The organism is Marinarcus sediminis (SeqCode) (genome assembly GCF_048571275.1).
GTDB lineage: Bacteria > Campylobacterota > Campylobacteria > Campylobacterales > Arcobacteraceae > Marinarcus > Marinarcus sediminis.
In genome coordinates this window covers 2099680-2122326 of the sequence record NZ_CP182357.1, presented here as the reverse complement: position 1 = coordinate 2122326, position 22647 = coordinate 2099680, and the positions used below count along the sequence as shown (strand labels likewise).

The following is a 22647-nucleotide window of genomic DNA, read 5'->3' as shown; positions in this document are numbered from 1 at the left end:
ATAAAAAATTATTAGGAATTATATCAATGATAACTTGGATGCAAAGACATAAGAAGTGGTTAGTAATTACAATTTGGATCAGTACAATAGCTTTTATTGGAGCAGGTTTTGTAGGTTGGGGTTCTTATGAGTATGGCAAAAAAGGTGGTGTGGTTGCAGTCGTTGGTGATCGAGAAATTTCGATGGACGAATATCAAAGAGAGTACAGCAATTTGTATGACCAATACTCAAAAATGTTGGGAGGTCAATTCACACAAGAGATGGCAAAACAATTTAATTTATCAAATATTGCGTATAAATTAACGCTTCAAAAAAATCTTCTTTTATCGTATGCCGATGAGTTGGGGTTAGATGTAACCAATGAAGATATAGCAAAAGAGGTAATGAAATACAAAGCATTCCAAAAAGATGGAAAATTTGACAAAGATATTTATGTCAAAGTATTGTTACAAAATCAAAGCAATCCCATTGAGTTTGAAAACTCATTAAAACGAAATCTGTTATTGGGAAAATTGGAGAGCATTTTACAAACACAAGCACAAAATAAAGAGATTGAAAACATTGCTCAACTGCTCTTTTTAGAAGATAACATCAATGTTATGGTTTTAGACGCTAATATGGTTCAAGTAACACTCAACCAAGATGAACTGAAAAAGTATTGGGAAACAAATAAAAACAACTATATGTCGAGACCTTCATACGAGTTAGAAACCAAAGTTATCACGTTACTTAAGAATGAAGTTCCTGAAGATGAAATCACAAGCTACTACTCAAAGTTTAAAAACGATTTTAAAAAAGAGGATGGAAAATTAAAGACCATCGAAGAAGCCAAAGCGGAAATCATTAAAGCCATAAACCTAAAAGAGACAAAAAAGGAGGCACTTAAAACCTATTTGGATGTTAAAAAAGGTAAAGCTACACTGGAAAACAAAGCCATCGTTTTTGACAATGAGTTAAACTATGCTCCAGAAAATAATAAAGAGATAGAAGCAGCTTCAAAAGGGGCGCTTTTAAAACCATTTTTATTTGAAGAGAACTATCTTCTTGTAAGAGTCAATGATAAGTTTGAAGCCAAAGCACTCTCTTATCAAGACGCCCTTCCAATGGTAACCAAAGATTTTATGGCAATGCAAAAACAGATTCAAATTGCACAAAAAGCGCAAACCATGCTTGAAAATTTTAAAGGTGAAAACATTGGATACGTGAACAGAAGTTCAATCAACAAAATACCAGATCTTAACAGCAATGAAAGCGCAGAATTTTTAAATAAACTTTTTGCAGTATCAAAACCTAAAGGGGTAATTGATGTGGCCAACAAAATTGTTTTATACAAAATCAACAACTCAAAATTTGCGGTTGTTGATAACAACAAATTGGAAGCGGTAAAATCATCGGTTAACAATTTACAAAATGCCGAATTAATGAATAATTTGGTCAACGATTTAGAGTCAAGATATACAATTCAATCATCTTTAGAAGAGTCAAAGGATAAATAATTGAGTAATACAATTTTAGCTATAGATATTGGTTCAACAAATATAACTGCCGTAATAGCTCAAAATGATTTAAACAATAAAATAAATATTTTAGGTACAGGTGTTGAAACAAGTGAAGGTATCAACAAGGGACTTATTACCAATATTGAAGTTGCATCAAAAGCGATAAAAGATGCCGTTTATGGGGTAAACAAAGGTACAGCAAGTAACATTGACTCTACTTATGTTTCCATATCTGCAGCATACACAAAAGGGGTCAGAAGCGCGGGGAGTGTCAACGTTCCCAATGGACAAATCACACAAACTGAAATCAATCAAGTGCTGCAAATGGCTCTTTATAATGCGACCATCGTTCCAGAATATGATGTCGTGCATGTTTTGCCCATCTATTTTAAAGTAGATGATTCACAACTTATTGATAACCCATTAAACATGAACGGTGCACGACTTGAAGTTGCTGTTTATATTGTTACGGCAAAAAAAACAGCTTTGACCAATATTAAATCTGCACTTAAAAGTTCAAATTTAGAAATAAGCAATTTTGTTCTCAGTGGTTATGCTTCGGCAATTTCTGTTTTAGATGAACAACAAAAAAGATTTGGGGCTGCAATTTTAGATATTGGTGGAAGTACCACAGATATTGTCTGTTTTAAAGGAAAATCAATCATTTACAATGATTTTTTACCTGTTGGATCTGCCAATATCACCAACGATTTATCCGTAACATTACATACCCCACCCAATGCAGCTGAAACCTTAAAGATTCAATATGCCAACTTACTCAATTCTACCTCTTTAGACAAAGAAGAGAACAACATTAAAAAGGTCAAAATACCTGTTATTGGTGATGAACAAAATACAAAAGAGATGCCATTAGATTCGGTTCAACTCATAATTCACGCAAGAGTGGAAGAGATTTTAGTTTTAGCCAAAGAGAAAATTAAAAAGAGTGGGGTATTGGACTCTTTGGGTGCTGGAATTGTCATAACAGGAGGAATGAGTCAACTGCCAGGTATCAAAGAGCTTGCTCAAGAGATTTTTGAAAATATACCCGTAAAAATTGCCAATCCAATTAATATTCGAAATGGTTACATGAGTTTTGATGACCCAACCATGGCGACCATTGTTGGTTTATTGCTTTATGGGCTTGACAGTAACCCTAATTTTGAGTTGGACTCAAATAAAAAACTCAGACAAAAAAAAGAGATTCGAAATTCACAATCGATTCCACAATCAAACGAAATAAAAACAAATAATGAAAATCTAGCTGATTATAAAAAACAACAAGATATTTTGCCAAGAATATCTACAAAAGATAAAGCGAAAGGCGTATCTAAATTCTGGAATAAAGTTGCGGAGTGGTTTTAATGAGTAATGATAATTTATTTGATGCTAAGGATATAACAGTGCAAATGCCAAACCAAGTACTTTCAGATAATGTTGCCAAAATTTCAGTCATTGGAGTTGGTGGAGGTGGTTGCAATATGGTCAATCATATGATCAACGAAGGCAGCCACAAAATTGACCTAATTGCTGCAAATACGGATTTACAAGTACTGCATATTTCAAAAGCACCTAAAAAAATTCAACTGGGACTCAAACTGACAAAAGGTTTAGGGGCAGGTATGAAGCCAGAAGTTGGGCGTGACGCTGCCATTGAGAGTTATGAAGACATTAAAAATGCCATCGATAAAGCCGATATTGTTTTTATTGCTGCTGGATTAGGGGGTGGTACAGGAACAGGAGCAGCAGCCATTATTGCAAAAGCAGCTAAAGAAGCGGGTGCTTTAACTGTTTCTGTCGTGACCAAACCCTTTTCATGGGAAGGTCAAAAAAGAGCAGGGCTTGCCAATTTAGGTCTTGAAGAGCTTAAAAAAGTGAGTGATTCTATCATTGTGATTCCAAATGACAGGCTTTTAGACATTATTGATGAAAACATTGGAATGAAAGATGCCTTTAAAATTATTGACAATATTTTGTACCAAGCCGTTAATGGAATGAGTGAAGTCATTTTAAATCCAGGTAACTCAGACATTAATACCGACTTCGCAGATGTCAGAACCATTATGCAACATAAAGGCATGGCACTCATGGGAATTGGAAGAGCAAAAGGAGAAGGTGCCGCAATAAAAGCCCTTGAAAGCGCCATTGATTCTCCATTACTGGATAAAATGTCATTGAGTGGAGCAAAAGGTATTTTAATTCACTTCAATATTCACCCACAAGTTTCACTTTTAGCCATTAATAACGTCATGGGTGCAATTCATGATACCATCGATTCAAATGCAGAAGTTATTTTTGGAACAACTTCTGATCCAACATTGGAAAAAGATGAAGTTAAAATTACCATTGTAGCAACAGGGTTTGAGTCTAAAAATCAACATGCAGAAATTAATGAAGAGAACAGTTCCAATGACTTTTCGGCTCAAACAGGGAAAGTGACACCTGACAATGAGAACTATCTGGATGTTCCTCCGTTAATGAGAAATTACGAAGTACAATACCGACTTAAATAGTCTTGCCTCTTTATATCTTATACTCATATAAGGTATAAAGAAGAGATTACTCTTTTATAATGACAATATCATAAGAACTTTTTTTAATCACCAATGCTTTTGAAGAGGGAACAACCCCATAATTGTTAAAGTCTCTGACTTTATTTTTATACTCTTCCAAATTGTTCTCAAGTTTTTCAATCTTTTTATTGAGTTGTAAAATCAAATCAACTCCAGCTAAATTAATGCCCATATCCCGAGTGAGTGTTAATACCGTTTTGATATTATCAATGTCTCTTTGAGAATAGAGTCTGATTTTTCCATTGGTTCGAGAGGGTTTAATTAAGCCCTCTCTCTCATATTGCCTGAGTGTTTGTGGATGAATGGTAAGAATTTCTGCCACTGCTGAAATTAAATAAACGGGTTCATTGTATGCTTTATGTTCCATCTTAGTTTTCCGGTAATTTTTCTTCTAATTGTTTTACCAAAGTTTCGTCTAAATCTTCAATTTTAGGCAAAATAATATTGGCTTTAAGATATAAATCTCCTCTGAGTCCTGTTTTTCTGTTTAACACACCCAACTCTTTAACTCTGAATTTTTGGTGTTGTTTGGTATTTTGTGGCACTTTTAATGTAATGTCCTTATGCAAAGTTTTAATCAATACTTTATTCCCAAAGAGTGCTGTTTTTAAAGGAATATCAAAATATTTGGTCAAAGTAAATTCGTCTCTTTCATACTCAGGTGAAGCGGCCACATTAACAGTAATAATTAAATCACCTCTTTGCCCCTGATACGATTTTCCTTTGCCTTTTGCTCGTATTTTTTGTCCACTGCTAATTCCCTCTGGAATTTTAATATCAAAACTCTCAGAATTCATTGTAATATGTTGTTTACCACCTAAAATAGCCACATCAAAAGCAACAGTTATTTGTGCTTGTGTATCCAAATCAGGTCCACCAAAGCTGTGTCCACTAAAACCTCCACCAAAAGGGTTCCCCCCAAATCCAGAACCACCACCAAACATCTGTCTTAAGATTTCATCTAAATCAACATTATGTCCCTGTCTTTGAGCAAAGTCATGAAAATTTTGACCACCAAACATAGAGTCCCCATGCTGGTCATATTGCATTTTTTTCTCTTTGTCACTTAAGACCTCATACGCTGCATTTATCTCTTTAAATTTATCTTCGGCACCTGCCTCTTTGTTGACATCTGGATGATATTTTCTTGCTAATTTTCTGTAAGCTTTTTTGATTTCATCTGCTGTCGCATTTTCACTTACTTCTAAAGTCTCATATAAACTTTTTGCCATTTTTATTCCTATAATAAATATATATTTTTAATGAAATATTATATCCAAAAGTTGAGTCAATGTCAATCAACTTTGAAGTTATTCTTTAGTGTATAAAGGAAGAGTAATAATAAAATTTGCACCAGTATATTGGGCCTCATTCCATTTAAAAGAGCTGTTTTTGACACGTATCTTACCCCCCATACTCATCTCTATTATTTGATGCGTCATGTATAAACCAAGTCCTGTTCCTTGGCTTTGATGTTTGGTTGTAAAATATGGTTCAAATACTTTATCTAAGATATTTTCTGCAATTCCATCTGCATTGTCTTTTATATCTATACAGGCCATATTATTCTCAATGAATGCATGAATAAATATAAATCTTTCCTCAATATTTCTTTCACAAAAAGCATCTTTGGCATTATCAATAATATTTAAAATGGCTTGGGTTAACTCATTTTTATAGTTATAGAGTTTTATATCGTTTTCACAACTTAATATGACTTCAATATTGGAATTTTTCAACATCCCCTCAACGATGGACAAATCTTTTTTCAGATTTTTTTCTAAAACAAACTCGCTCATCTCTTTATCCCCTTGAATAAAGTCCCTGAAATCATTAATGGTTTGAGATAAGTGCATTGAACTTCTTACAATCCCATCCAAACAGTCATCCAGCATTTCATCGGTGAGCAGTTTGAACTCTTTTTGAAGTTTTATGCCACTTGCAGCCGTACTGATTGTACTTAAAGGTTGTCGCCATTGGTGTGCAATATTTCCCATCATTTCACCCATTGCCACCATTTTTGATTGTTCAGCAATGAGTTTATCTCTGTATTTTAATTCAGACAAATCCACAACGGTTAAAATCTTAAAGTTATTGTTTCGCAAAACTGCATCTTTTAGTTTAATCAATGTGGGAAATCCTTCACCACTGTTTGTTAACATATTGGCTTCAAAAGGGGCTACTTTGGAAGCATTAAAATCAATTTGTTTATCTTCAAAAAAAACGCTCATATCTGAAAACAGTGCTTCTTCTTTATTTTTAAAGCCAAAAAGTTCAACGCCCACATCATTAATATTTATACACTTATTATTTTCATCAAACAATAAAATGGCCTCTAATGTTGCGTTTAAAAGCAGTTCAAACTCTTCAAGCGAATCTTCAAGTTTTTCTTTAATCTCTAAAACTTTTTTATGTTCTTGCTCCAATGTGCCTTTGGCATGAGAGAGTTTAAAATTTGTTTCACATAAAGGCGTATTATCATACACATAAACAATCACAATTTTTTTTTCAATATCGTACGGATGAAGAGTAACATCTTGTTGCATGTTCTTAAAAATTTTATTGGTTATTTTATTCGGAAGATTCACACTGAAAAAATATTTACTGATTTCCGTGGTATAAAAAGTAGGGGAGTTTAACTTTACGCATGCGCACATTTTTCTTTTCAATTTTGCAACATTGATGTCAGGGTAGAAGTGTGTGATTTTTTGATTAATAATGTCTTGCGATTTTATTTGTGTTCTTGTTTCAAGCCATTTATTCCAAAAAAGAACTTCTAACTGTTCGTTAAGAAGCATGATTCCATTGTCAACTGTATCACAGATTAAATCCGCTTTATCAATGTAATTCATTATAACTCATTTAAAATTTTATCAATTAACTCTTTTATATATTCAATCGTCTCATCTGTTGTAAGAATAAGAAGTTCTCCATTGATATTTTGATTTTGAAAATTCAACATGGTAGAGATAATAATAACTTTTTGATATTTATCAATAAAATTATTGTCCATCTCTTCTAGTGACTCTAAAAGTTTAACATAAGGAGGAGAAAAAGAGACATCCATTCCCATCTCTTTCGCAAATTTACTGATGGTTGAAGAGGAGAGGATATTGGTAATTTCTAAAATAATATCACTTAACTCTTCTGGGTTTTGAATCTCTTCGTTATTCAATCCAAACTCTGTAGCCAAATTCATGGCAGAATTTTTATCAATAATAAAAAGATTTTCACTTGAGAACTTTCCATTGACCAGCTGTGTTGCAATAAACTGTGGGGTATCAACATGTACTTGCTTTGAAAGATACTCTTTTAACTCAGATGTCTCAATAATACTGATTTTTGGAATTGAGAGTGTTGCAAAGGCATCTAAAATTTCAGTAATAGCTGCTGTTCCAGAGCCATAGGCAATATTGATAAGTTCTTGTAAGCAATCTTGTTGATCTTCGCTTAAAATATATGAGTTTCCCATTATACCGCTTTTATTTTTGTAAATATTTGTTTCATTTTAACATCAGTAATTGGTTTTTTTACAAAATCCAATGCCCCATCTTCTCTGACTTGTGTCATGGAACCTTGTTGTACGTCAGCAGATATTACAACAACTTGAGCACTCTTATCAAATGTTTTAATAAGTTTTAGCGCAGTAAAACCATCCATCACCGGCATGGTTAAATCTAAAAATACAATTTGTGGTTTATGCTCTTTATACAAATCAACCGCTTCTTGACCATTTTGAGCCTCTATGATCTCATCTTTCTCTTCTCTACAATCTTGAAGAATCTTTATAACCATTCTTCTTGCCATTTTTGAATCATCAGCAACCAATATCTTCATACAAAACCTTAACAATTATTTTTTATGCTTTTATTCTAACAAAAAAAATCATAAAACCATATGAAAAATTTACAAAAACTATGCTATAAATAGAAATGTTTACAAAAGATGAATGGACTCAAGAAGAGTTATACAAATACGCCAAAGCATTAGAAAAAGAGAATCGACACATCATTCTTATTGATACGATTTTAAAACCTTTAAACAATATAGAAACCATGACCTATAACCCTTATGAAATGGTTAAAATGCCCAAAGGAACGGTCTTTGTTTTTTATTGTGACACAGGGAAAACGACCAAAGAGAGACTCAATTTTTATAAAGCTAAATTTCCTGATTATGTGTGTGTGAGCCTGCACGGAGGAAGAGGGTATTGGCGTCCCAATTTTAGAATGCAAAAAGAGATTGAAAAGAACTTATGATGAAATATGACTACATTATTATTGGTGCGGGGATTGCTGGTTGCAGTGTGGCACATTTTCTTTCACAAAGCCAAAAAAATATTTTGCTTATTGATAAAAATGAAAATTTCGCACAAAGTGCAAGTGGCGCTGCTGGGGCTTTTTTATCGCCACTTTTGGGAAAACCCAATAGGTTCAAAGATTTGGTCACACAATCTTTAAAATTTTCTCATGCATTTTACAAACAAGAGTTTTTGCCTCATATTATCAACAAAGGAGTTATCAGAATTCCTAAAAATACACTTGATGCAAAAAAGTTTCAAGAGTATATCCCTTTCATTGATTTTGAGTATGAATTAAAAGAGGGTGGCTGTTTTTTTCCCATTGGAACTCAAGTTAACAGCGTTGCTATTTGTGAAAATTTAGCAAAAAATTGTGAAAAAAAATTCAATTATGATATAAAACATATTGTTAAAAAAGATAATTATTATTTACTTAATAATGAAATAAAATGTAAAAATTTGATACTGACCACAGGTGCAAACACCGCACTTATTGATGAAAACTATGTGAATATTCGAGCCATCTGGGGACACAGAATTGATATTCACACCTCTACTTGTATCGATGTTAATTACCATAAAGAGTGTTCAGTTTCCACCAGCATTCAACTACAAAATAGCCCTTTAAACAAAGTGAGTATAGGAGCAACACATCATCGTAGCAACAGTACTTTAGAAGAGAATTGTTTTGATTTAGAAAATATTGATTCAATAAAAATGAATGATGATAACACCATTAAAGCTGATACAGAACTCTTATTAAAAAGAGCAAATGATATTGTAAAATTAGATGATGTCGAAGTGGTTAATGTAAAATTTGGTGCCAGAGCTGCCAGTATTGATTATTTTCCTATGGTTGGTTCATTAATTGATTCAAAAAAAACCATAGATATGTTTCCATACTTAACCAAGGGAACGCATGTCCCTAATCAGAGACTATCGCGATACGAGAATCTCTATATTTTAAATGGATTAGGGGGAAGAGGTTTTGTATTGGCTCCTTTTTTAGCAAAAAATTTGGTTGAATTTATTTTAAATGAAACTCCATTGAGCGAAGATATTACAGTGGACAGACTCTTTAAAAAATGGGTCAGAAAAGAAAAGAAGGATTGATATGACGAAAAATATTTTAAAAATTGTTTTTTTGGGTCTCTTTGGATTTGCTTTTCTGGTCTATTTAACGGCAAATAAACCTAAATATGTTGTTGACAATGAAAACATAACCACCAATATTGGAATCAATCTTTTTCCTAAACAGTTTGAACTTGTAGGTGAAAACAGAGTCTATTCAAGAGATTAACTCTTTAAAAAAGAGAGTAAAACACTCATCATTGTTGCTAATCAGGACTCAATATCCATTATCAATGAGTTTAAAAACTATTTTAAACTCAATATGCCCTTAATTCTTGTTGCCAATATATCCGATGCACCTTGGTTGGTTAAAAAACTCATCATTCCATCAACGCTTGAAGAGCTGCATACAAAAAGTAATGTACCTATGATTTATGATGAAAATGGTGCGTTTATTGCCTCTTTAAACTTACAAAACACACCAAAAAGAAAATATTTTGCTTATTTATTGAATGAAAATGGTACTGTCTCGAAAATCTATGAAGGTGAGGTCAAAGATATCGCCAACACAGCCATAAACAAAGAGGAAGTTAAAACCTCTCTACAACCGCTTTATAACTTAATAGAACAATAAAAAAAATCAAATTTTTATTTGCTTTTAAACTTTAAATTAAGACAAAAATTGTCTTAATTTAAAAACTAATCTTTATCTGTCAATGCACTTTAATTAAATAGCGCTATCATTTTGTATTAACACACTTTAAAAGGATTTAAAAATGAAACATGAATTAATGAAATTACCTTACGCAATGGATGCATTAGAACCTTTAATGTCAAAAGAGACACTGGAGTTCCATTATGGAAAACACCACCAAACGTATGTCAATAATCTGAATAATTTAATTGCGGGAACAAAATATGAAGAACTCTCTTTAGAAGAGATCATTAAAAGTTCTGAGGGTGGGCTATTTAATAATGCGGCACAAGTTTACAACCATGACTTCTTTTGGAAAGGATTGACCCCTCAAAGTTCAACCATGCCAAGCAGCGTTGAATCAGCTTTAATGAAAGCATTTGGTTCAGTTGAGGCATTTAAAACTGAATTTACCAATAAAGCAGTAACTCACTTTGGTTCGGGGTGGGCTTGGTTGGTCAAAGATGAAAAAGGAAAACTCTCTGTTATTTCAACTTCGAATGCCCTCACACCAATTACAGAAGGCTTAACGCCAATTCTTACCTGTGATGTTTGGGAACATGCCTACTATATCGATACGAGAAATGCAAGACCGGCTTATTTGGAAAACTTTTGGAAACTGGTTAACTGGGATTTTGTTGCACAGAATCTTAAATAATATATCTTAAAAACAAAAAGAGGGGTCATATCTTTATGACGCCTCTTTTCACAATTTAGTTTTCAAAAAATTTATTCTCGTTTAAACCATCAATCAACTCTTGCACAGAAGAGACCGATTTAGCAAATAACTCTTTTTGTCTCTCATTTAAACTCAATTCAATGACTTTTTCAACGCCATTGGCACCCAACATCACAGGAACACCACTTACAACATCAGAATAACCGTATTCTCCCTCTAACATAACAGCGCATGGATAAATCTCTTTTTTATTATTTAAAATGGCTTCAACCATCAATGAAGTGGCGTGTGCTGGGGCATAATAGGCAGAACCTTTTTCTAAATATTTTACAATTTGTGCACCACCATTTTTTGTTTTTTCAACAATATCTGCAATATCTTCATCGCTTAATACTTCTGTCAGGGCCAAACCAGCTACAGTAGAAAAATTGGTCAAGGGAACCATATCATCCCCATGTCCCCCCATAACAGATGATTCAATTTGTCCTGCGCCGTATCCCAATTTTTCTAAAATAAAATGACTCATTCTTGCACTGTCTAAAATCCCTGCCATCCCAACAATTTGACTTCTTGGGAAATCTGATACTTTTAGAGCGGTATAAACCATTGCATCCAAAGGATTAGAAACCACTACTATAATTGAGTTAGGGGTATATTCTTTAATTTCTAAAATCACTTCTGAAATAATCTTAGCGTTGGTTAACAACAAATCATTCCGACTCATACCAGGAAGACGTGGAAGCCCAGCTGTAATAACCACCACATCACAATTTTTTAAATCGCTTCCATCTTCTGCTGCGGTTACAATAGTAGCCGATTTTGCTGCATTGGCTGCTTGTGAAATATCCAAGGCCATGGCTTTAACTAAATTTTGTTTAATATCTTTTAATACAATATGAGAGCATATCTCTTTTGATGCCAAGGTATACGCCAATGTAGAACCCACATTACCGGCACCTATAATGGCTACTTTTTTATTATTCAATTCTTTTCCTTAATCCATAAAACACTTTTTATATTATAGCTTTTTTGGTATAAAAAAAGGCGAGCCCGCAAGCTCGCCTTTTAAAAAGTACAGTGATTTATTATCCAATAATGGCATTTAATGTTGCACTTGGTCTCATTACTTGTGATGTTAAAACATCATCCAATAAGTAGTATCCACCTGTATTTTGAGCAGGTCCTTGAACAGACGTTAACTCTTCAACAATTTTTGCTTCATTTTCACTCATTGCTTTTGCAATTGGTGCAAATTCTTCTGCTAGTTGAGCACTCTCTTTTTGTTTAGCTAACTCTTGAGCCCAATACATTGCCAAATAGAAATGGCTTCCTCTGTTATCAATTTCACCTGTTTTTCTTGAAGGTGATTTGTTCTCTTGTAAGAAAGTAGCTGTTGCATCATCTAAAGTTTTGGCTAAAATCAAAGCATTTTTATTATTTTGTGTATTACCTAAGTGTTCCAATGAAGCTGCCAATGCCATAAACTCACCTAAAGAGTCCCATCTTAAGTGGTTTTCAGCTTGAAGTTGTTGTACGTGTTTAGGAGCAGATCCACCTGCACCCGTTTCAAACAATCCACCACCTTGCATTAATGGTACGATTGATAACATTTTAGCACTTGTTCCAAGCTCTAAAATTGGGAATAGGTCAGTATTGTAATCTCTTAAAACATTTCCCGTAACAGAAATCGTATCAAGACCCTTTCTCATTCTTTCTAAAGTTTTTTTAGTTGCATCAACTGGCGTCATGATAGAGATATCTAAACCAGCAGTATCATAAGTTGGTAAATATTTTTCAACTTTTTTAATCATCTCTGCATCGTGAGCTCTTTTTGGGTCTAACCAAAAAATTGCTGGAGTATTTGATAATCTTGATCTGTTAACAGCCAATTTTACCCAGTCTTTAATTGGTTCATCTTTAGCTTGACACATTCTGAAAATATCTCCCGCTTCAACTTTTAAAGTAAATACAACTTCTCCTGCTTTATTTGTTACAACAAAAGCACCATCTTCTTTTGCTTGAAAAGTTTTGTCATGGCTTCCATACTCTTCAGCTTTTTGAGCCATTAAACCAACATTTGGTACTGTTCCAATTGTTGTTACGTCTAATGTTCCATTTTCTTTACAATCGTCAATAACTGCTTTAAATGTTTCTGCATAACATCTGTCTGGAATCATTGCAATGGTATCTTCTGTTTTATCTTCTGCATTCCACATTTTACCACCATCTCTGATCATGGCCGGCATAGAAGCATCAACAATAACATCTGAAGGTACGTGTAAGTTTGTAATTCCTTTAGCAGAGTTTACCATAGCAAGTCTTGGTTGAGTTGCATATACTGCTGCAATATCCGCTTCAATTTCTGCTTTTTTAGCGGCATCAACTTTGTCTAATTTAGAGTATAAGTCACCCAAACCATTGTTGAAGTTAACACCTAATTCGTCAAACAGTGCAGCGTGTTTTGCAATTAAGTCTTTAAAGTATACTTTAACAGCAAATCCAAACATAATTGGATCAGATACTTTCATCATAGTTGCTTTTAAGTGTAAAGATAACAATACATTTTCATCTTTTGCTCTTTTAATAGCTGATGCATAAAACTCTTGTAAAGCTTTTGCACTCATTGATGTTGCATCAATAATTTCACCAGCAAGTACTGGTAAAGAAGCTTTCAATACTGTTTCTTGACCTGCATTGTTTACAAATGAAATTTTTAAATTATCAGCTGCATCAAATGTTTTTGAAACTTCTAAACCATAAAAATCATCGTGTGTCATATGTGCAACGTCTGTTTTTGATTCTTTTGTCCATTTACCCATTTTATGAGGATTGTTTTTTGCAAAGTTTTTAACAGCACCAGGTGCTCTTCTGTCTGAATTTCCTTCTCTTAATACTGGGTTAACTGCTGATCCAGTGATTTTAGAATATCTTGCAATTGTCTCTTCACTCTCATCATAATTAGGGATATTATACCCCTTACCTTGCAATTCAGCGATTGCAGCTTTTAATTGTGGAATAGAAGCTGAAACGTTTGGTAATTTGATAATATTTACAGTAGGGTCTTGAGTTAATTCACCAAGCTCAGCTAAGTGATCACCCACTTTTTGTGCTTCAGTTAAATTCTCAGGGAAGTTTGCAATGATTCTTCCTGCTAATGAGATATCTTTAGTTACCATTTCAATTCCTGAACTTTTTGTAAAAGTTTTAATGATTGGTAGTAGAGAATATGTAGCTAAAGCTGGTGCTTCATCAACTTTCGTATAGATAATTTGAGCCATGTTTTTTTTCCTTGAGTTGTAGTTAAAGTCTCTTCATAGAAACCTCAATTTAATGTGGGTGTATAATATCATTAATCAAGTCAAGGTAACGTTATATGTAACGATATTAAGAGCTGTTTAAAAAATTTGTTTCATTTTTGCACAACTGCTATTTGACATTTTGCCATAAGTTTTTTATTGCCGTTGGCTTTGAAGGAGTTTTGATTTGATCAAAAATAGACTCCTTAGAAGAGGGTGTTTTTTCTGTTGGTTCAACTTTTTTCTTTGGCGTTGTTCTTATGTATACAATATTTGAATTCACCGTATTAACATGCTCTTTATACGATGCGCTGAACTTATGTGCATTTGTTTTTTTATCTTTTACAAAATAGAGATACTCTGTTTTAGCAGGGAATATTGCCGCTTTAATGGCAGCTAATGAAACAGCACAAACAGGATGTTCTGGAACACCTTTATTTAAGTAGGTATTGTATGGGCTTCTGTCCTCTTTTATTCGTTTTGCACTGACCACATCATGAGAGTATTGAGCATAATTGAGTGTTCCATCCATTTGTAAAGGCATACCTCGTTTGAGTCTGTTGTGAATAACACTTGAAACATAAGGCATTTCGTCAACATTTGCCGCCTCTTTTTGAACCACAGAAGCAATGGAGACATAATAAAACCACTTGTTTTTATTGTATTCACCAAAAATTTTACGTGCAAACTCTTCATACTTTTTATTGGTGTAAGAAAAAAGATAATAAATAAGATTCTCTTCACTCATGCCCAAAGGCAAACTGTAACTTTCAGCTAAAATATTTCCATCATTTTTGTAGGCCAATTTGTTGTAAGTATCAATGAGTTTCTCTTCAGAAAGATTTAAAGCTTTGGCAATATCTTTTAAGAAAAAATAAGAGGTTTCTCCTGGAATTAACGTAATGTTTCTTAATGCCGCTTTTGAAGTGACCAATTTATATAAAAAATCACCTTTAGATAAATGTTTATATTTTAAATCAATCCACCCTTGTTGCGGATATCCTAAAAATCGAATAATTGTCTTATCTATAAAGTTTAATTCATAACCACTTTTGTTTAAATATGATATAATCGCACTTGTTGAGCCATTTGGAATATAGATTACTTTCGTCGATGTCACTGGAATACTCACATAAAACAAAACAACAATAAAAAGTACTAGGAACAGTTCAATTATGTCGCATGCAATTAAACTCTTATTGACATCAATATTTATTTTTTTATTCGTTGTGTTTTTTCTGTTATCTGTTGGCATTAAAGTGGACAATTTTTCCTTTGCAAGTATTCATATTTCGAAATTGTATATTAAATTGGATAAAAAGCTGATTGTAGAGATCAAAGAGATTACGGTTCCCATAAAATCAAAAGTAAAAAACACACAAAATGACATTCAAAATAATATTAAACATATTCCAACACTTCTAAAATTTTTCCAAAAAATTGATATAGAAAAATTGAAAATTTCAGGAAATGAATTTACCATCTCGGTGGATCAAGAGACTGTTTTTATTGATAATAAATTGATCAACCTTCTTGCAAAGCCAACAGTTGATGGAAACATAATTACACTCGAACTGTATTCACTCTTTCTAAAAGAGAATAATCTTCTGTTTAATGGTCTTTTAAAAGTGGATTTAAAACACAACTTATATGACTTTCAAGGTAAAAGCTTCTACAAAGAGGTTGAAGCCAATCTAAGTGTGAAAACGTTGAACAATGCCCTTGAGTTTGAAATTAAATCGGATCAAACCTATTCAAACCTAAATTTTTTAAAAGATTTTGTAACACTGGATCAAGATGCCAATGAGTGGCTCTACGATAATATTACAGGGGAGATAAAACTCAACTATTTAAAAGGGAAACTGGATTCAAATACATATCTGCCCATTGTTGATACACTACAAGGGAGTGCCCAAGTTACAAATGCCCAAGTGCATTTCAAAAAAGGGCTTGATGTAGTAAAAGCCCAAGAGATAGCTCTAAGTTACAGCCACGATACCCTCTCTTTTAATATTATTGCTCCTACATATAAAGATATAGACATAAATGGAAGCAGCGTAGTTATACACCATCTCTCTTCTGCAAAAGAGGGAAATATCGAAATTAACATAGAGACAAAACACCGATTAAGTCAAGCCATTTTAGAGATATTAAATGCCTATAAAATCAAATTACCCTTGGAACAAATTGATGGTTCAAGTGATTCAAAACTCTCGATTAAACTCTTTTTTTATGATGTCGATACCCTTAGGGTTAATGGAGTGTTTTTATTTGAAAATTCAAACTTTAAAATCAACAATTTCAAATTTTTAGTTAAAAATGCCCATGTTGAACTGCATGATTCACAAGTATTAATTAAAGACTCCGCCGTTGCATTGGATAATATGCTTGATGGAACAATTAATTTGGAAATTAATACAAAAAAATTTACTGCTTCAGGAGAGGCTCTTATTCATAAACTGGAAATTAAAAAAGACAGAGACAATATTTTAAAAATTGATAATGTTAAGACAAAAATCAATGCCAATTTTAAAGAAAAAACAACCATTGATTTAAAAGAACTTTTTACTCAAATTGCCATTGAAGAGCACGGAGTAAAATTCAATATTCTCAATCTTGAAAAAGTTTCTTTTTACTCAGAACTGCTAAAAAAAATCAATGTCACTTCTGGTGATGGTTCAATTTTAATTAAAAATGAAAAAGATATCACACTGTATGCCAATATTAACAAGTTGGATTTTCCCATATTAAATAAATCAGGTGAAAAAATCACTTCATTAAGCATTGAAGGCTCAATACAACCAAATAAAATACATATTTCTACACTGGATAGAAAAGTGGCAGTAACGATACTCAAAAATAAAACCACCATAAATCTCACCGATGTAGATATTATCAATGAAAAAAAAGAAGAGAAGTCCAATGATAATTTAACGCTTACCATCAAAGGAAACAACTCAAATATCTACTTTAACGCTACTCAAAAACTTTTAGCAGACAAATACACCTTACTTATAGATAAAAAAGAGTTAAACCTCTCTTTACATCATAATTTAACTACCTTAAGATATATCAAAGATAAAAAAGCCAACATTCACTTAAACAGTTTTAAAATGAGTGATGCTTTTGTCAATGCCATGCTTCATAGACCTGAACTCTTTAAAGGTGGGGAGATGAGCCTTAATGCGGAAGGGAACAATAATTATATTAAAGGAAATGTAGAGTTTGTTGATGCCAGAGTAAAAAATCTGGCTGTTTTAAATAATCTTATTATCTTTATTAACACTTCTCCTGCACTGATTAACCCACTTTTTGCTATTCCTGCTGTTGTTGGAATGGCAACAAACAGTGGTTTTAATCTTAATGGGTACCGAATTAACAATGGCAATTTGGATTTTAATTACAATATAAAAGATGATCTTTTTACCATTAATCAATTAAAAACCACAGGAAACATGGCAGATTTTGAAGCCAAAGGTTTGATTGATTTGAATAAAAACAGCATTCAAAGCGATGTTATTGTTATTTTTATGAAAGATTACACCAAAATTGTGGGCTATATTCCAGTCATCAATTATCTGTTTTTAGGAGAGGATAAACGAATTGCAACGGCAGTAAAAATCAGTGGAAATCTCAATGATCCTGAAATCACAACCAATTTAGCCAAAGAGACAGCCAATGTACCTTTGGATTTTGTAAAAAGAATTTTCAAACTCCCAGCAAAAGGACTTGAACTGATTTCTCCTAAAGAAAATGAGCAATAAAAATCTTATTACTCATTTCTTAAAACATCAATAACATCAATGTTGGTTGCTTTATACGAAGGGTAATAAGACGCCAAAAAGACAATGACCATAGCTCCTGCAACAATGGATATGAAATCTATCATATCTAAATCCAATGGCAGTTTTGATGTCCCGTAGACATCTGCAGGCAAAGAGATAATATTAAAATTATCCAAAAGAAATATTCCTCCAAATCCCAAAGCAATTCCAGCAATAATTCCACCAAAACCAATAATAACACCTATTCGTAAAAATATTTGTCTGATCTCTTTGCTTGAAGCTCCCATAGATAAAAGTAGGGCAATCTCTTTTCTTCGACTCATTACCGTCATTAATAAAGAGGAGATAATGTTCAGTGAAGCAACTAAAATAATCAACATTAAGACAATAAAAAGGGCTTTTTTCTCCATTTGCATGGCAGAAAAAAAGTTTCCATTTTGTTCCCACCAACCAATAACTCCCGCTTTAAAGCCATGAACCTCTTTTTCTAAACGTTTTATATCATTAAAAGGGTCTTTTGAAAAGATATGTATACCATCATACTCATTGGAATTTTTTTTGAGAAGTGTTTGTAAAGCTTCAATAGAGGTATACATATATGACTTATCGTAAGCATTTAACCCTGAGTTAAAAGAACTTTTGAGTGTAAATCGTTTCATTCTTGGCATCATCGAAAAACCATTAGGGTCCAACGAGGTAAAATAGAGCGTTATTTTAGAATCATATCCTGCAAAAAGTTTATTTTTAATCCCTTCGCCTACAATCAAATCATACTTACCCAGTTTAATGTTCCCCAGACTCTTTTTATAAATAGCGTTAATTTGTTCTTCTTTTAAAGGATTGACACCAAAAATAATACCACCACTCATGGTATCACCATTTTGAACAATGGCTTGAGAGCTTAAATAGGGAGAAAAAATCATATCGGGGAATTTTTTTTCAAGGTGAGTTAAAAGTTCTTTGTCCACAGCACCTTCAAGTTTGGGATAAACTGAAAGAGGGTAGTTCATGATAAAAAGTTTGTCTTCAAACTCTTTTTGCGTTCCATTCATAATGGCCATACTTATAATCAAAACCATTACACCAACAGTTACACCAATAAATGCCAAAATAGCACTCACTGATATAAAAGGGTTTTTTCTATCAAATCGTAAATATTTTTTTACAATAAAGTTAACTAATTTTTTATTCAAATCAGTTCCCTGAAACCAAACCTTTTTTAGGTCCACTTATTCCACAACACTGTTTAAATTTTTTACCACTTCCACAAGGGCAAGGTTCATTTCGTGCTATTTTTTTCTCAATGACTACATCATTGTGTAAATTTGTTTTCAAATTTTCTTGTTGTGCTTCCATTTGAGCGACCATTTTGTCAAGTATCTCTTGATCTCTTTGTTCATCATCTTTATTTCGCAGTTGCACAGTGAATAAAATTTTCACCACTTCATGTTTAATTGAAGAGATCAATTCAATAAACATATTATAAGACTCTTTTTTATATTCAACCAAAGGATCTTTTTGATTGTATCCTCTAAGACCAATACCTGTCTTAAGTGTATCCATAGCGTATAAGTGTTCTCGCCAAGCTTTATCTAACATTTGTAAATATAAAATTCTCTCAATTTCACTTCTTTGCTCAGGGGCTGCTAAACTCATTTTGTCATTATACACTTCTGTAAGAATTTGATACAATCTCTCATTTAACTGTGTATAATCTTCCGTTTTTAAGTCGTTTGCTGTAACAACTAAGTTTAACTCCTCTTTTAATTTAACAATAATTTTTTCTAAATCAAAATCTTCACTTTGCATTCCATCAAAAATTTCACAATTACTTAAAAGGTTGCTTACATATTCAGCTCTGTTTTCATCCAATTTTGCACCAATGGCAAATTCAGGATTCAACAAGTCATTTCTAAAAGAGTAGATAACTTTTCGTTGTTTATTGGCAACATCGTCGTACTCTAAAAGGTGTTTTCTGCTCTCAAAGTGCATTGATTCCACTTTTTTCTGTGCATTTTCAACCGCACGTGTTACCATAGAAGATTCAATATGTTCTCCCTCTTCAATTCCCAATCTTTCCATGATACCTTTGATTTTATCACTTCCAAAAATTCTTAAAAGATTATCTTCTAATGAGAGATAAAATTGAGAAATACCCACATCCCCTTGTCGTCCTGAACGACCTCTTAACTGATTGTCAATTCTTCTGCTTTCGTGTCTTTCTGTTCCAATAATGGCCAATCCACCTAAAGCCAGGGTCTCTTCGGTGAGTTTAATATCAACTCCTCGTCCTGCCATATTTGTTGCAATCGTTACCGCACCTTTTTGACCTGCATCTTCAATAATTTTTCCCTCTTTTTCATGCTGCTTAGCATTTAACACGGTATGAGGTACTTTTGCCGCTTTAAGTAAACTGTGCAGATGTTCAGATTTTTCAATAGATGCAGTTCCTACAAGTACAGGTTGACCCGAAGTATGATATTCCTGAATTTTTTTACACACCGCTTCAAATTTTTCTCTTTCACTTTTGTAAATCAAATCGTTTTTATCCACTCTTTGTACAACAACATGTGTAGGGATAGAGACAACATCTAAATTATAAATCTCGGCAAACTCGGTAGCTTCTGTTTGTGCAGTACCTGTCATACCAGCTAATTTGTCGTACATTCTGAAATAGTTTTGAAATGTAATATCAGCTAAGGTTTGTGATTCATCTTGAATTCGTACACCTTCTTTGGCTTCTAAGGCTTGATGTAAACCATCAGAGTATCTTCTCCCTTCACTTAACCGTCCTGTAAACTCATCAACAATAATAACTTCATTGTTTTGTACGACATAATCTACATCTTTTTCAAATACGTTGTGCGCTTTAAGTGCTTGGTCCAGATGGTGTGATAACATGGCGTTTTCTAAAGAGTAAAGGTTATCTACTTCAAAAAGTTTTTCTGCTTTTTCAGTTCCTTCTTCGGTCAAGAGTACGGCTTTATTTTTTTCATCTACAATATAATCACCTGTAATAATAGGTTGTTCATCGGCTCTTTTTGGCTCGATTCTTTCACCTTTTTCCAATTTCATGGCAATTTCATTGGCTTTAGCATAATCAATATTGTTTCTATTGGTTGGTCCTGAGATAATTAAAGGAGTTCTTGCTTCATCAATTAAAATAGAATCTACTTCATCAACAATAACAAAGAAGTGTTCTCGTTGAACTTTCTCTTCTAAATCATATTTCATATTATCTCTTAGGTAATCAAATCCAAATTCATTATTTGTACCATAAGTAATATCTTGTGCATATTGCTCTTTTCTCAGTTTTTCATCATGAATATCGCCTGTAATTGCCCCCACACTGAAACCCAAAAAGTTATATAGGGGTTCAAGTTCTTTAGCATCTCTGCTTGCAAGATAATCATTGACCGTTACAACATGGACACCTTTTCCTACCATAGCATTTAAAACAACTGCCAATGTTGCAACCAAAGTTTTACCTTCACCTGTTTTCATTTCAGCTATTCTTCCATCATGTAAGACCATTCCACCCACAAGTTGAACATCAAAGTGTCTCATATTAAGAGTTCTTCGACTCGCTTCTCTGGTAATGGCAAATGACTCATTTAAAACATCATTCAAACTTCTTTTATTCTCTTGGACCTCTTGCTTGAGAGTTTGGAAATACTCTTTTAATTCTTCATCACTTAAATTTTCAAATTGAGCTTCCAACGCATTAATTGCCATCGCTCGCTTATTGTATTTTTTTACTTCTTTGTCGTTCGTACTACCAAAAATCTTTGAGAAAATATTCAACATAAAATAAAACCCTTTCTGTTATAATGCGAAGATTATATACAAAGTAAGGTTAAAATATGTTTTATAGAATAATTTTTTTTACGCTCTTTTTTTTAAGTATTCAATTAAATGCCAATGTACTCAATGGGATTAAAACCTTTGATGCTTTTTTCACCCAAACAATTGTTAACAGCACAGAAAATAAGATAATTTATACAGGGAAAGTCTATATCAAAGAGCCTTCAAAGATATTGTGGCAATATCAAACGCCTGTTGTAAAGAATGTCTATATATTGGACAATTTTGCCATTGTAGATGAACCCGAGCTGGAGCAAGCCATCTATACCAATCTTGATAAAGAGATTAATTTATTGCAACTGGTACAAAAAGCAAAAAAAATAGATGAAACGAATTACACAACAACACTTTATGATGTCAACTATACCATTAAAATAGAAAATGATAAAATCCGTTCCATTTCATATAAAGATGAGTTAGAAAACAGTGTAGTTATTGAGTTTTCAAAGATAAAACAAAACCAAGTCATCCGTGATGATGTGTTTCAATTTCTTCCACCTGATTCATACGATATCATACGAAAATAAATCAATTCAAAGCAATTTTTAGTTACTATTGCACTAGGTACAGTAGACAATAGCTTGATATATTTCAAGAGGAAAGTCCGGGCTGCAGTGAAGTATGGTTCCATTTAAATAATGGCTAGGGTAACCTAAGGGACAGTGCAACAGAAAGTAAACCGCTTGTTTAACAAGTAAGGGTGAAACGGTGGGGTAAGAGCCTACCAGCATTTTGAGTAATCTTAATGGCTATGTAAACCCAACCAGCAGCAAGAATAGGTGGTAGGAACTTCACAATCCTTCTATTCGCGAGATTGTTTAAGTAATTAAACAACAAGATAAATTATTGTCCATGACAAAACGCGGCTTATCGCTGTACCTAACTT

General features: G+C 33.1%; 20 protein-coding genes and 1 other RNA gene. 11 read left to right on the top strand and 10 right to left on the bottom strand.

Annotation, left to right across the window (positions count from 1 at the left end):
* Window positions 1-26 precede the first annotated feature (26 nt).
* The 3 genes from ACNI3C_RS10745 to ftsZ are packed head-to-tail and all read left to right on the top strand — an operon-like array spanning window position 27 to window position 4012.
* Window positions 27-1496 carry a peptidylprolyl isomerase gene (locus tag ACNI3C_RS10745; protein WP_419769798.1) on the top strand — a complete coding sequence of 490 codons (1470 nt, stop codon included), beginning with the start codon at window positions 27-29 and terminating at the stop codon, window positions 1494-1496.
* The gene (gene ftsA / locus ACNI3C_RS10740) at window positions 1497-2864 is read left to right on the top strand and encodes a cell division protein FtsA (protein ID WP_419769797.1); all 1368 of its coding nucleotides are present in this window, start codon (window positions 1497-1499) and stop codon (window positions 2862-2864) included.
* 44 nt (window positions 2865-2908) lie between these two features.
* Window positions 2909-4012: a cell division protein FtsZ gene (ftsZ, locus tag ACNI3C_RS10735; protein ID WP_419771459.1), complete on the top strand. Its 1104-nt coding sequence runs from the start codon at window positions 2909-2911 to the stop codon at window positions 4010-4012.
* Window positions 4013-4058: 46 nt separating this feature from the next.
* Here ftsZ and ACNI3C_RS10730 read toward each other — a convergent pair whose 3' ends face one another.
* From ACNI3C_RS10730 to ACNI3C_RS10710, 5 genes are all read right to left on the bottom strand, one after another.
* A complete protein-coding gene (locus ACNI3C_RS10730; RefSeq protein ID WP_419769796.1) occupies window positions 4059-4439 on the bottom strand; it encodes a heat shock protein transcriptional repressor HspR in 381 nt (126 codons plus the stop codon).
* A 1-nt stretch (window position 4440) separates the two neighbouring features.
* Window positions 4441-5304 carry a DnaJ C-terminal domain-containing protein gene (locus ACNI3C_RS10725; RefSeq protein ID WP_419769795.1) on the bottom strand — a complete coding sequence of 288 codons (864 nt, stop codon included), beginning with the start codon at window positions 5302-5304 and terminating at the stop codon, window positions 4441-4443.
* Window positions 5305-5382: 78 nt separating this feature from the next.
* On the bottom strand, window positions 5383-6924 hold the full coding sequence (locus ACNI3C_RS10720) for a PAS domain-containing sensor histidine kinase (RefSeq protein WP_419769794.1): 1542 nt from the start codon (window positions 6922-6924) through the stop codon (window positions 5383-5385).
* Complete coding sequence (locus ACNI3C_RS10715; protein WP_419769793.1) at window positions 6924-7544, bottom strand: chemotaxis protein CheC; 621 nt, start codon at window positions 7542-7544, stop codon at window positions 6924-6926. The genes ACNI3C_RS10720 and ACNI3C_RS10715 overlap by 1 nt, the downstream gene beginning before the upstream one ends.
* Window positions 7544-7909: a response regulator gene (locus tag ACNI3C_RS10710; RefSeq protein ID WP_419769792.1), complete on the bottom strand. Its 366-nt coding sequence runs from the start codon at window positions 7907-7909 to the stop codon at window positions 7544-7546. Before ACNI3C_RS10710 ends, ACNI3C_RS10715 begins: the two co-directional genes overlap by 1 nt.
* Before the next feature lie 95 nt (window positions 7910-8004).
* On the opposite strand from ACNI3C_RS10710, the gene ACNI3C_RS10705 reads away from it, so the two are divergent.
* The 5 genes from ACNI3C_RS10705 (at window position 8005) to ACNI3C_RS10685 (ending at window position 10795) form a co-directional block, all read left to right on the top strand.
* Entirely contained in the window at window positions 8005-8331 is a 327-nt protein-coding gene (locus ACNI3C_RS10705; protein WP_419769791.1) for a hypothetical protein, read from the top strand.
* A complete protein-coding gene (locus ACNI3C_RS10700) occupies window positions 8331-9485 on the top strand; it encodes an NAD(P)/FAD-dependent oxidoreductase (protein WP_419769790.1) in 1155 nt (384 codons plus the stop codon). Before ACNI3C_RS10705 ends, ACNI3C_RS10700 begins: the two co-directional genes overlap by 1 nt.
* 1 nt (window position 9486) lies before the next feature.
* The gene (locus tag ACNI3C_RS10695; protein WP_419769789.1) at window positions 9487-9672 is read left to right on the top strand and encodes a hypothetical protein; all 186 of its coding nucleotides are present in this window, start codon (window positions 9487-9489) and stop codon (window positions 9670-9672) included.
* A gap of 93 nt (window positions 9673-9765) precedes the next feature.
* Entirely contained in the window at window positions 9766-10077 is a 312-nt protein-coding gene (locus ACNI3C_RS10690; RefSeq protein ID WP_419769788.1) for a hypothetical protein, read from the top strand.
* A 142-nt stretch (window positions 10078-10219) separates the two neighbouring features.
* Entirely contained in the window at window positions 10220-10795 is a 576-nt protein-coding gene (locus ACNI3C_RS10685) for a superoxide dismutase (protein ID WP_419769787.1), read from the top strand.
* 55 nt (window positions 10796-10850) lie between these two features.
* Here ACNI3C_RS10685 and mdh read toward each other — a convergent pair whose 3' ends face one another.
* The 3 genes from mdh to ACNI3C_RS10670 all read right to left on the bottom strand — a co-directional run bounded on the left by mdh (window position 10851) and on the right by ACNI3C_RS10670 (window position 15379).
* On the bottom strand, window positions 10851-11801 hold the full coding sequence (mdh, locus tag ACNI3C_RS10680; protein ID WP_419769786.1) for a malate dehydrogenase: 951 nt from the start codon (window positions 11799-11801) through the stop codon (window positions 10851-10853).
* A 100-nt stretch (window positions 11802-11901) separates the two neighbouring features.
* A complete protein-coding gene (locus ACNI3C_RS10675) occupies window positions 11902-14094 on the bottom strand; it encodes an NADP-dependent isocitrate dehydrogenase (protein WP_419769785.1) in 2193 nt (730 codons plus the stop codon).
* Between the two features lie 148 nt (window positions 14095-14242).
* Complete coding sequence (locus ACNI3C_RS10670) at window positions 14243-15379, bottom strand: endolytic transglycosylase MltG (protein ID WP_419769784.1); 1137 nt, start codon at window positions 15377-15379, stop codon at window positions 14243-14245.
* Between ACNI3C_RS10670 and ACNI3C_RS10665 the strand changes: the two genes are divergently transcribed.
* Window positions 15372-17876, top strand: a complete 2505-nt coding sequence (locus ACNI3C_RS10665; RefSeq protein WP_419769783.1) for a YhdP family protein — start codon at window positions 15372-15374, stop codon at window positions 17874-17876. The two genes, ACNI3C_RS10670 and ACNI3C_RS10665, sit on opposite strands and share 8 nt — an antisense overlap.
* An 8-nt stretch (window positions 17877-17884) precedes the next feature.
* On the opposite strand, the gene ACNI3C_RS10660 is transcribed toward ACNI3C_RS10665, so the two are convergent.
* Both ACNI3C_RS10660 and secA read right to left on the bottom strand, forming a co-directional pair.
* Window positions 17885-19090: an ABC transporter permease gene (locus tag ACNI3C_RS10660; protein ID WP_419769782.1), complete on the bottom strand. Its 1206-nt coding sequence runs from the start codon at window positions 19088-19090 to the stop codon at window positions 17885-17887.
* Window position 19091: 1 nt separating this feature from the next.
* Window positions 19092-21704 carry a preprotein translocase subunit SecA gene (gene secA, locus ACNI3C_RS10655; RefSeq protein ID WP_419769781.1) on the bottom strand — a complete coding sequence of 871 codons (2613 nt, stop codon included), beginning with the start codon at window positions 21702-21704 and terminating at the stop codon, window positions 19092-19094.
* 56 nt (window positions 21705-21760) lie between these two features.
* Between secA and lolA the strand changes: the two genes are divergently transcribed.
* Together lolA and rnpB are read left to right on the top strand one after the other, a co-directional pair.
* The gene (gene lolA, locus ACNI3C_RS10650) at window positions 21761-22288 is read left to right on the top strand and encodes a LolA-like outer membrane lipoprotein chaperone (RefSeq protein ID WP_419769780.1); all 528 of its coding nucleotides are present in this window, start codon (window positions 21761-21763) and stop codon (window positions 22286-22288) included.
* Between the two features lie 34 nt (window positions 22289-22322).
* An RNA gene (gene rnpB / locus ACNI3C_RS10645) (RNase P RNA component class A) lies at window positions 22323-22647 on the top strand.